The organism is Epilithonimonas sp., assembly GCF_032054305.1.
Taxonomy (GTDB): domain Bacteria; phylum Bacteroidota; class Bacteroidia; order Flavobacteriales; family Weeksellaceae; genus Epilithonimonas.
This window is the reverse complement of record NZ_DAMBSX010000009.1, coordinates 142,153-152,978: the sequence shown is the minus strand read 5'-3', so window position 1 is coordinate 152,978 and position 10,826 is coordinate 142,153. Positions and strand designations below refer to the sequence as shown.

Below are 10,826 nucleotides of genomic sequence, written 5' to 3'. Positions count from 1 at the left end.
AAAATGTAGCATAAAGAGTATATAAATTTTGTCTCAAAAATAGTTGCAAGTTCAGGGAAGATTAAAATTTTAAAGCCACTCTATTTGAGTGGTTTTTTGTAGCTTATAGATTTTATTACCTTTATCTCTGCCAGACTGAAGAAAATTTAACCATAAAAGAGTATCAAAATTTAATGTCTAATCAATTTAAAAATGTAGCATAAGGAGTATATAAATTTTGTCTCAAAAATAGTTGCAAGTTCAAAGAAACTTATCCACAAAAATAAAACACGACACCTTTTGTCGCATTAAGAATTTATATTTGTGTAACAAAATTTAATAACTAAAAGACAAAATGAAACTTCAGTTCCATTTGACAATAAAACACATTAAGTAGCCACAAATGAAAAAAGATTTTTACCTTACCAGATATTCTTTGATCATCAAAAGACTGGAGCGCTCGCCGGCCACATATCCCGAGCTGGAGAGCTATCTCCTCAACTCCTTCGAGTTTCAGGATGCCAAAATTGTGAGCTACTCAATGCGCACCTTGCAAAGGGATATCAAGGATATAGCCAATCTTTTCAATTTTGATATTCATAACAAGAAAAAAGGGGATAATCGCTATTACATAGAAAGTCGCCCTGTGATGGAGGTGGACGAGTACAACCAGCGCCTTATAGAATCGTTCCAGATCATGAACGCCGTAAACTCCCAACCCGATTTTGCAGAGTTCGTCTATCTGGAAAATCGTACACCTAGAGGGATACAGAACTTTTATGACCTCCTTTTCGCCATCAGGAACAAGAGGATTATAGAGTTCCAGCATTTCAAATACAAAGACCAAAGTATCACATCCAGGAAAGTCCATCCCATGGCGCTCAAAGAGTCCAAAGACCGCTGGTATCTAATTGCCCTAGACACAAAAGATGAGAAACTGAAAGCTTTCGGATTGGATAGGATCAGTGACCTTTCTGTGAGCAAAGCCGGTTTCAAACTCCAGCAACGATTCAATCTGAAAGAACATTTCAAGAACGCTTTCGGAATTATGAATCTGGAAGAGCAGCCGGAAAATATTATCATACGCTCTACAAAAGAACAAGCAGAGTATCTCAAAAGCTCTCCGCTCCATCATTCGCAGCAGATCCAAAAAGAAACGGACAAGTCGGTTTATTTCGCATACGACCTTTATCCGACTTACGATTTTATCCAAGAGATTCTCTCATTCGGGAATCAGGTCAAAGTAATGGAGCCCAAAAGTCTCATCAGCAAAGTGAAGGAAACACTGGAAAAATCTATCCAGCAATACGATGACAGCTCGGTAGAAGAGGAAAAAAGCTGATATTTTTCTATTAAGACGACCAACATGTTTTCCATTATCAAAATTTGTTATATTTGTGATGAATGGCAACTAAAGCACTTTTCAACTCTGTCGTCAATTGGTTTATCCTTCAACGGATAGATCAGATAGAACATTTTATAAAATATCCTACAGAAACCCAGGAGGGTCTTCTGTTCTCGCAGCTCTTCCATGCAGAGGAGACGGAGTATGGGCAGAAGTATGGCTTCAGTTCCATTTCCAATTACCGCGATTTTCAGAGAAAAGTTCCGATTGTCTGTTATGAGGATTTCGAACCTTATATTGAAAAGGCAAGGCAGGGTCAGAAAGATGTTTTCTGGCCGGGAGTGATCAGGCAATTTGCGAAATCTTCCGGAACCACCAATGCCAAAAGCAAATATATCCCTATCACCGATGAAAGCCTGGAAGATTGCCATTACAAGGCGGGCAAAGATATGGTTGCCCTCTATGTCAACAATCATCCGGAAAGCGAGCTGTTCCAGCACAAGAATCTCAGATTAGGAGGGAGTGCAGAGATGTATCAGGACTTCAACACCAAGTTCGGTGACCTGTCGGCGATACTGATTGAGAATCTGCCTTTCTGGGTGGAGATTATCAATACACCCAGTAAAAAAACATCCCTCATGTCCGAATGGGAAAGCAAGATGAAGGCGATCATCAGCGAAGTGAAAAATGAAGACGTGGGAAGCCTGACAGGAGTTCCAAGCTGGATGATGGTTCTTCTGCAAAGAACATTACAGGAGACGGGGAAAAATAGCATCGGGGAGCTTTGGCCAAATCTGGAAGTTTTCTTCCATGGTGGGATCAGTTTCAAGCCGTATAAAAATCAGTATAAAGAATTCATAGGTAAAGGGATTCGTTATTATGAGATCTACAATGCTTCCGAAGGTTTTTTTGCCATTCAGGATCAGGCGGGTAGTGATGAGATGCTACTGATGCTGGATTACGGAATCTTCTATGAATTCATTCCAATGGATCAGTATTATGCAGGAATTAGAGAAGCAATTCCAATTTCGGAGGTCGAGCTGGATAAGAATTATGCGGTTGTGATTACTACCAATGGTGGACTTTGGCGTTATTTGATTGGAGATACCGTGAGGTTTACATCGATCCAGCCTTACAGAATTAAGATTTCGGGCAGAACCAAACATTATATCAATGCTTTTGGGGAAGAGCTGATGATCGATAATGTGGAAACGGCTCTTAAGATTACTTGCGAACATTTGGATGCGAGCATTTCCGATTACACTGGAGCACCCGTTTTCATGACCAATGAAAGCAAAGGTTGTCACGAATGGATCTTCGAATTCACGAAAAAACCGAATGATTTAAAGGAATTTACAGAGGTATTTGACAGAACGCTTAAGACTTTAAATTCCGATTACGAAGCAAAACGCTATAACGATATTACATTAAGATGTCCAATCGTTCATTCGGCAAGACCTAATCTATTTTACGAATGGATGGCGAGCCGTGGAAAATTAGGTGGACAGAACAAAGTGCCGAGATTGAGTAATGACCGACAATACATTGATCCTTTGTTACAGCTTAATCAATTATAAATTATCCTATCAATTCCTTTGCCTGAGAAATAGCGGCATCTGTAATTTTCGATCCTGATATCAACTGTGCAATTTCGTTCAGTTTTTCGTCTTCTGAAAGCTTGACGATTGTTGTTTTGGTAATTCCATCCTCATCGAATTTCACCACTTTGTAATTCTCGTTTCCTTTTGCTGCAACTTGCGCAAGATGAGTGATCACGATAAGCTGAAGGTCTTGTGACATCTCTTTCATCAGTTTTCCCATTTCTTCTGCAATCCTTCCGGAAACACCTGTGTCAATTTCATCAAGAATTAAGGTTGGAAGAGCATTGTTTTCGGCCATTATTTTTTTGATGGCAAGCATTACTCTGGAACGTTCTCCGCCAGAGACAGCTCCTTGGATAGGCTTCAGAGGAAAACCAGAATTGGCTTGAAACAAGATCTGAATATTATTTTTCCCATGAAGATTATAAGTAGTAGAATCAGACAGATCAATCTTTAAAATCGCTTTTTCTAAACCTAATTGACTGAAGATTTGTTTGGCTTGATTTTCTAAGTTTTCAGAAAAATTTAATCGGTTTTCGGATAATTTTTTACTTAAGGAATCAAGTTCTTTTTCAATGGTTTTAAGGTTTTTCTCTTTTTCTTCAATTTGATTTTCAATTAATTCAAGAGAGTTTTGTGTTGCAGATAGTTCTTCTCTTATTTCCAAAAGTCCATTGATATCATTCACTTGATGTTTTAGAAAAAGTGAATTTAATCGGTTGACTGTTGTCAATAAAGCCTGCAGGAGATTTGGATCGATTTCCAGACTTTCAGCTTTATTTTCAATTTCGGTATTGATGTCTTTCAGCTCCAGATAAGAAGCTTCTAGCCTTTGGCTGAGGTCTTGATAATCCGAAGATAATTCCGAAAGTTTTTGGATCTTATTTTTAACATCAAAAAGATTGGACAAGATCCCAAAATCATCCTGATTTAATTTGGAAATAGTTTCCGAAAGATATTCACTGATCTGTTCTGCATTTTCCTGTATTCCGAGCTGATTTTGTATTTCTTCAAAATCCAGGTCATCCAGCTGTATTTCTTCTAATTCGGTGAGTAGAAAGTTTTTATAATCAGATTCTCTATTGTTCTCAGCCAATGCAGATTTCAGTTGCTCAATTTCTCTTTTTGTATTTTGATAACCGAAATAATGATTTTGATAATCAATTAATAACGATTGGTTTTTAGCCAATCCGTCCAATATCCCGAATTGAAATTGTTCTGTAAAAAGATTAGAAGTCTCGAATTGTGAATGGATATCTATCAGTTTTGATGACAATTCTTTCAGAATATCAAGCGTTACCGGAACATCGTTGATAAAAGCCCGGGATTTTCCATTCGGCAAGATCTCTCTTCTGATAATGGTTTGTTCTTCGAAATCCAAATCGTTATCGTCAAAAAAATCTTTGAAGTTTTTATTGATATGAAATTCGGTTTCTACAATACTTTTGACGTCAGATTTAGCAAATGATTTCACATCAGCTCTTTCGCCCATTATGAGACGAAGTGCACCAAGAATAATAGATTTTCCGGCTCCAGTTTCTCCTGTAATGACTTGTAATCCATTTTTTAAATCGATTTCCAATCGATCGATCAACGCAAAGTTTTGTATAAAAATTCTTGAAAGCATAATGAAATTAACAATTAATAACTAATAATTAAAAATTATTATTTCCACTTATCCCATTTGGTGTCAATATCTTTTGGAGAGAATGTACTCATCAAGGTTTTAAGCTCACTGATGTTCACAGATGTATTAGGTCCGCTATTGAAAATATTGAAGATCTCCGTACTCTTTGTTTCCATGAAAACTCCGAATGGATAATTCATCTGGAAATTATTGTCATAGAATTTCAGCTGCATAAGAGATTCTGCGATGATCTTTTTCGCAGGGTTTTGGTCTTGTTTTGCAAGATTGTCCAGTCCGGATCTGTGATAGCTATAATAAACTGTTCTTAATGCGGATGTATTCTCATTTTGTAAACCACTAATCAGTGCTCCTCTGTTCCTTTGACTTTCCACGGCATTCCAGCCGGCGTAGTTCTGGTTCTGCGCATTTTGCGATATCTTAAAGGCCTTATCAAACCAAGGCTGTCCACCTTTCAATTGGAAACTGTCTCCGTCGTAGCCCAGGATTAAATAAACATAAAAACTGATCACATCAATAAGGTTTTTGCCAGAGAATTGTCTTTCGTTGAAAATGAGGTTCTCATTCTCATTGTATTCGAAAGCAAAATTAGTGTCATTCACATTGATCAAGGGCGATTCGTATTGGGAATTGAAAACCGGTCTGGTTGCCTGCACAACAATTGCTCCTTTGAAAGCATTGTTTGCAGTCCGTTCAGAAAGGACTATGGCAAAATTACATTTGATCTTTTCGAAGTTCTGAAGTTTTTTCCCCGTCCAGCTCGTATTATTGATGAAGTCGCGTAAGGATTTTTCGAGTGTTCTGAAAACCTGTGTGTTACTTCCCTGGATTTGTTGGTTGTTGATTTGTACAGTCGCCAAAAGCTCTTGTGAAAAAGCAGTCTGAGCGAAAAATAAAGCACAAATTATATAAAGTAGTTTTTTCATTCTTATAAAAATGTCTGTAAAAATAAGGAATCTTTGTTAAAGTTCAGAATCTAATTCCGCTAAGAACATAACGTGATTTCGACTATTTTGTTACAATTTTTGCCCAATAAAGTTTAATATGTCATTGGCAACCTCTTCTTTTGATTTTAAATCGAAAGAATGCTCTTCGGTTGGTGTGAAAATTTTGATCTTATTTGTTGAATTCGCAAAACCGGCACCTTCATCACGTAGAGAATTGAGAATGATCATGTCGAGATTTTTCTTGACCAATTTTCCTTTCGCATTCTCTTCCTCGTTCTGAGTTTCCAAAGCAAAACCAACTAAAAATTGATGTGATTTTTGTTCTCCCATTGTTTTGAGAATATCCTTATTCTTGACCAATTCTATTGTCAGTTCGTTTTCACTTTTCTTTATTTTTTCCGTTGCTTTTACTTTCGGAGTATAATCGGCAACGGCTGCGCTCATGATAGCGATATCTGCATTTTCGTAATATTTGAATACTTCGTCAAACATTTCCTGAGCAGAGGTCACTTTGTGAAGCGTGATGTTTTTATCATCTACTTTTTCAGAAGAAGGCCCGGAAATCAAAATTACTTCGGCTCCTTTTTTTGCGGCATTTTTTGCAATCTCAAATCCCATTTTTCCGGAAGAATGATTTCCAATGAACCTTACCGGGTCAATGTTCTCATAAGTAGGACCTGCAGTGATGAGGAGTTTTTTGCCTGCAAAACTTAATGTGTCGTTGGAGAATCTTTTTTCTATAATAGACAGGATTGTATCAGGCTCCGCCAATCGTCCTTGTCCAACCAGCCCACTTGCCAGTTCTCCGAATTCTGCCGGAATGATCTGATGACCAAAACTTTCAGCAATTTGTAGATTTCTTGTCACAGTCGGATGTGCATACATGTCCAGATCCATGGCTGGAGCAATGATAACAGGGCATTTTGCAGACATGTAAACGGCCATCAAAAAATTATCACAGATTCCAGTGGTTATCTTTGCCAATGTATTTGCTGTACAAGGCGCAATTAGGATGAGGTCTGCCCAAAGTGCCAATTCTACGTGATTGTTCCAGTTCTTGTTTTCATCATAAAAATCAGTGAAGACCTTGTTTTTGGATAGGGTAGAAAGTGTAAGCGGTGATATGAAATCCTCTGCCGATCTTGTCAGGATTACCTTTACTTCTGCTCCGTTCTTGATAAGGTCACGTACAAGATAATTCATTTTATATGCAGCGATTCCTCCTGTAATTCCCAGGATGATTTTTTTGCCTTGCAAGCTCATTTGCCTTTGATTTTTGTATTAACGAAAGTATTAATAATTTTATTAACAAAAAAACCGTCTCAGTTTTATAAACTAGACGGTTCTTATCTTTCCGGAAAGAAAAATTTATTTTCTATCGTCGGTTTTTCTGAAATATACTTCATCATCCAACCATTCTTTGATGGCGATAGAAGTAGGCTTTGGCATTTTTTCGTAGTGTTTGGAAATCTCTATCTGCTCTCTGTTTTCGAAAACTTCTTCCAAAGTAGAGTTGTGAACAGCAAACTCATCTAATTTCCCATGCAGCTCAGAACGAATCTCAGCATTGATCTGTTCCGCTCTTTTACCCATGATCACGATAGCCTCATAGATGCTACCTACTTTTTCTTCGATCTTGTCTTTGTCGTAAGTGATCGTACTTATTTCTGCTTTTGTATCTTTAACACTCATAGGGTGAAATTATTTTGGGATTGCAAATATACTAATTATCTTTTAAACTTGAAAGTAGCCTGAGGTTCAGGTGTATTTATCTTCGCACTGTCTCTTCTTGTCTTCTCTGCAGTCTTTTCCAGCTGTAGTTGGTTTTTTTCCTGAGCCAATTCTTTTTTCTCATTCTCCTTGGCTTCAGCATTTTTAATTTTAACCTCGTATTCAGCTTTTCGTTTTTCTACTTCCTCCTGTAGTTTAGCGAATTTTACTTTCTCTGCTTCTAGTTTAATGTAAAGGTCATCGGCTGTTTTGGAATATTCAGAATTTGGAAGTTCTGCGCTTATTCTTTTTGCGTAAGCAGCAGCAGCGTCTAATCTTTCTTTTTTCAGGTCATAAACCGAGTTGATTGCCAATTCATATTTCGATTTTAGAGAAATATCATAGATCTTTGGTCTAAGCTTAGTAGCTGGAAAATCTTCCAAAACATTTTCAAATGCCACAGAAGCAGCTTTATATTCTCCCATTTTGAAGTATTGCTTGGCATTTTCAAATGCTTTGAATTCCAATTTATAGGTTAGTTCATCAATCAGTTGATTAATGTTTTTAGAACGTTCAGAATCTGGATAATCATTGATGAAACTTTGCAGTTCTGTGATCGCAGATTCTGTATTGCTTTGGTCCAAGTTATACTGCAAAGATCCCTCGTAATAGCAAAGTGCAGATAAATAAGCAGCTTCTTCTTTTCTTGGGTCCTGAGGAAAACTTATCGCAAAATTCTTGAATTGATTCGCCGCCAATCTGTAGTTTTTATCATAATAATTGGCGTATGCAGAATTGAAGACCACGTTTGGAGCATCATCTGTACCTGCAACAAGGTTTGGTAATCTGTCATATAAAGCCAAGGCATCTGCCCATTTTTTCTTCGCAAATTTTTCATTTGCTACTTTTAAGATAAAATCTTTGTCGGCACTCTTCATCGCCTGATCCATTTCAGTTTTGCAAGACAGCAAAAACATAGATAATACTACTAGACTGATATATTTCTTCATAATTCCGAACAGAATAATTCTGCTTACTTGATTCTAATTAATTTGCAAAAATAAAACTTTTTTCTCCAATCTATTTTTTTTATGAAAGATTAACGTTTTTTCTTGTGAAAGATATTCATATATTCAAAAAAATCATCACAATCGATCATTCCAATTTCCGGACTATTAATAAATAATGTATTTTTGCAAATTACAAGAATTTTAAATGAAAAACATCAGGAATTTCTGCATCATTGCACATATCGACCACGGTAAGAGTACATTGGCAGATCGTCTTTTAGAATATACAAACACCGTTACGCAGAGAGAGTTGCAATCTCAGACGTTGGACGATATGGATCTAGAGAAAGAACGTGGCATCACGATCAAATCTCACGCCATCCAGATGGATTATGAGTATAAAGGAGAAAAGTTTGTTCTAAATCTGATTGATACACCGGGACATGTTGATTTTTCTTATGAAGTTTCCCGTTCGATTGCGGCATGTGAAGGTGCGCTTTTAATAGTAGATGCAGCACAAAGTATTCAGGCGCAAACAATTAGTAATTTATACCTGGCTTTGGAAAATGATTTGACAATTATTCCAATTCTTAATAAAATAGACCTCCCTTCTGCAAACCCTGAAGAGGTAACAGATGAAATCATGAATCTCATCGGTTGCGAATATGAAGATGTTTTACGTGTTTCAGGGAAAACAGGCGAAGGTGTTCATGATTTGCTGGAGCAGATCGTAGAAAGAATTCCGGCACCTATTGGGGATCCAGAAGCTCCACTTCAAGCGTTGATCTTTGACTCTGTTTATAATCCTTTCAGGGGAATCGAAGCATATTTTAAAGTAGTCAATGGAAGCATTTCTAAGAACGAAAAGATCAAATTCTTTGCAACAGGAAAAGAATATGGTGCTGATGAGGTTGGTACTTTGAAACTGAAACAAGTTCCAAAGAAAACCATTCAGTGTGGCGACGTTGGCTACCTGATTTCGGGAATCAAAGATGCACGGGAAGTAAAAGTAGGAGATACCATCACGTCTTTTGAAAAACCAGCTGCTGCTCCAATTGATGGGTTCGAAGAGGTAAAACCGATGGTTTTTGCCGGGATTTATCCTATCGAGTCTGAAGATTTTGAAGAATTAAGATTCTCTCTGGAAAAATTGAGACTGAATGATGCTTCTTTAGTTTTCGAACCGGAGAGTTCAGCGGCTCTAGGTTTCGGTTTCCGATGTGGATTTTTGGGAATGCTGCATATGGAGATTGTTCAGGAAAGACTAGATAGAGAGTTCAATATGAATGTTATCACAACGGTCCCGAACGTTTCTTATCACGGATATACCAAGAAAGAACCGGAAACGGCAATTTTGATCAATAACCCGTCTGAAATGATGGACCCTACAACAATGGACAGAGTAGAAGAGCCATTCATTAAGGCTTCAATTATTACAAAATCTGATTTTGTTGGACCGGTTATGACTCTTTGTATCGAGAAACGGGGTGAAATTGTCAATCAAAGTTATTTGACTTCTGAAAGAGTGGAACTGGTTTTTAATATGCCTTTGGCGGAAGTAGTTTTCGATTTCTATGACAGATTGAAGTCTATCTCTAAAGGTTATGCGTCATTCGATTATCATCCAATTGGATTCAGAGCTTCTAAATTGGTGAAAATGGACATCCTGATTAACGGCGATATGGTAGATGCTTTATCTTCATTGATTCACGATTCTAATGCTTATCACATTGGTAAAAAAATGTGTGAAAAACTTCGTGAACTGATTCCGAGACAACAGTTTGATATTGCAGTTCAAGCGGCTTTGGGAACGAAAGTTATTGCGAGAGAAACTATCAAAGCATTGAGAAAAGACGTTACGGCGAAATGTTACGGTGGTGATATTTCCAGAAAACGTAAACTTCTTGAGAAGCAGAAAGAAGGTAAGAAAAAGATGAAGCAAATTGGTCGTGTAGAAGTTCCGCAGTCAGCGTTTATGGCTGTTTTGAAACTGAATGATTAAGATTTAATTCAATTTTATACATATTATAATCCACAGAATTTTCTGTGGATTTTTTATTTAATAGTTCTTCCGAAAAAAGTAATCTCTCCATTCAGATGACGGATGATTTTTGCAATATTATTATCAATGCTTTTTTCTGTTTTTAAGTTATTAATGTAACGGATCAGTTCTTTTTTGTGGGAAGGATTCAGATTTTCGAAGTTTTTTGAAATTATAGGATTGTCATAAATGGCTTTCTCCAATTTCGGGTGAATAAGTTCCTGTCTTTCAGACTCATCAAATTCTATTTCCACCTCAATAGTTTCTCCAATTCTTTTGGGTGAGTTTTCAAGCATTTTCAAATTGACATACAATCTCCATTCCCCGGAATATTTCACAAGTGTTTGAGTAAACGCCACACCATTTACTTTCCCTTTAACGGCAATAGGGCTTTTGTTTTTTCCAGAGATTTCGAAGATTGTATTTAAAATTTTTTCCGGAACAAATACGAATGGATTGATTCCAATAATATCGAGTTTTGCAGAAAATTTTTTATTATTCATTTAGAATTCTAATTTAATAAAATTAATCATTCAATTTTCTAGATT

The 10,826-nt window shown here is 36.9% G+C and carries 9 protein-coding genes; 3 read left to right on the top strand and 6 right to left on the bottom strand.

The genetic code is table 11. The annotated features are described in order from the left end of the window. Positions 1-382: 382 nt before the first annotated feature. Entirely contained in the window at positions 383-1,321 is a 939-nt protein-coding gene (locus RTX21_RS17765; protein WP_312769835.1) for a WYL domain-containing protein, read from the top strand. Positions 1,322-1,383: 62 nt separating this feature from the next. Further along, entirely contained in the window at positions 1,384-2,901 is a 1,518-nt protein-coding gene (locus RTX21_RS17760) for a GH3 auxin-responsive promoter family protein (RefSeq protein ID WP_312769833.1), read from the top strand. Between the two features lies 1 nt (position 2,902). On the opposite strand, the gene RTX21_RS17755 is transcribed toward RTX21_RS17760, so the two are convergent. From RTX21_RS17755 to bamD, 5 genes are all read right to left on the bottom strand, one after another. Next, positions 2,903-4,552: a DNA repair protein RecN gene (locus tag RTX21_RS17755; protein WP_312769831.1), complete on the bottom strand. Its 1,650-nt coding sequence runs from the start codon at positions 4,550-4,552 to the stop codon at positions 2,903-2,905. Between the two features lie 38 nt (positions 4,553-4,590). Then, positions 4,591-5,496, bottom strand: coding sequence for a DUF4835 family protein (locus RTX21_RS17750; protein ID WP_312769829.1), 906 nt, complete (start codon positions 5,494-5,496; stop codon positions 4,591-4,593). Positions 5,497-5,586: 90 nt separating this feature from the next. Further along, on the bottom strand, positions 5,587-6,780 hold the full coding sequence (gene coaBC / locus RTX21_RS17745) for a bifunctional phosphopantothenoylcysteine decarboxylase/phosphopantothenate--cysteine ligase CoaBC (protein ID WP_312769828.1): 1,194 nt from the start codon (positions 6,778-6,780) through the stop codon (positions 5,587-5,589). 105 nt (positions 6,781-6,885) lie between these two features. Next, positions 6,886-7,209 carry a DNA-directed RNA polymerase subunit omega gene (locus tag RTX21_RS17740; protein ID WP_312769827.1) on the bottom strand — a complete coding sequence of 108 codons (324 nt, stop codon included), beginning with the start codon at positions 7,207-7,209 and terminating at the stop codon, positions 6,886-6,888. 35 nt (positions 7,210-7,244) lie between these two features. After that, on the bottom strand, positions 7,245-8,237 hold the full coding sequence (gene bamD / locus RTX21_RS17735; RefSeq protein ID WP_312769826.1) for an outer membrane protein assembly factor BamD: 993 nt from the start codon (positions 8,235-8,237) through the stop codon (positions 7,245-7,247). 205 nt (positions 8,238-8,442) lie between these two features. Between bamD and lepA the strand changes: the two genes are divergently transcribed. Beyond that, positions 8,443-10,239: a translation elongation factor 4 gene (gene lepA, locus RTX21_RS17730; RefSeq protein WP_312769825.1), complete on the top strand. Its 1,797-nt coding sequence runs from the start codon at positions 8,443-8,445 to the stop codon at positions 10,237-10,239. Positions 10,240-10,292: 53 nt separating this feature from the next. On the opposite strand, the gene RTX21_RS17725 is transcribed toward lepA, so the two are convergent. Further along, complete coding sequence (locus RTX21_RS17725) at positions 10,293-10,781, bottom strand: YdeI/OmpD-associated family protein (RefSeq protein ID WP_312769822.1); 489 nt, start codon at positions 10,779-10,781, stop codon at positions 10,293-10,295. Between the last annotated feature and the right edge of the window lie 45 nt (positions 10,782-10,826).

Bases quoted from the DNA above. Each gene is read 5' to 3' on its own strand.
- RTX21_RS17765 (WP_312769835.1), top strand. From the start codon at position 383: ATGAAAAAAGATTTTTACCTTACCAGATATTCTTTGATCATCAAAAGA.
- RTX21_RS17760 (WP_312769833.1), top strand. From the start codon at position 1,384: ATGGCAACTAAAGCACTTTTCAACTCTGTCGTCAATTGGTTTATCCTT.
- RTX21_RS17755 (WP_312769831.1), bottom strand. From the start codon at position 4,552: ATGCTTTCAAGAATTTTTATACAAAACTTTGCGTTGATCGATCGATTG.
- RTX21_RS17750 (WP_312769829.1), bottom strand. From the start codon at position 5,496: ATGAAAAAACTACTTTATATAATTTGTGCTTTATTTTTCGCTCAGACT.
- coaBC (WP_312769828.1), bottom strand. From the start codon at position 6,780: ATGAGCTTGCAAGGCAAAAAAATCATCCTGGGAATTACAGGAGGAATC.
- RTX21_RS17740 (WP_312769827.1), bottom strand. From the start codon at position 7,209: ATGAGTGTTAAAGATACAAAAGCAGAAATAAGTACGATCACTTACGAC.
- bamD (WP_312769826.1), bottom strand. From the start codon at position 8,237: ATGAAGAAATATATCAGTCTAGTAGTATTATCTATGTTTTTGCTGTCT.
- lepA (WP_312769825.1), top strand. From the start codon at position 8,443: ATGAAAAACATCAGGAATTTCTGCATCATTGCACATATCGACCACGGT.
- RTX21_RS17725 (WP_312769822.1), bottom strand. From the start codon at position 10,781: ATGAATAATAAAAAATTTTCTGCAAAACTCGATATTATTGGAATCAAT.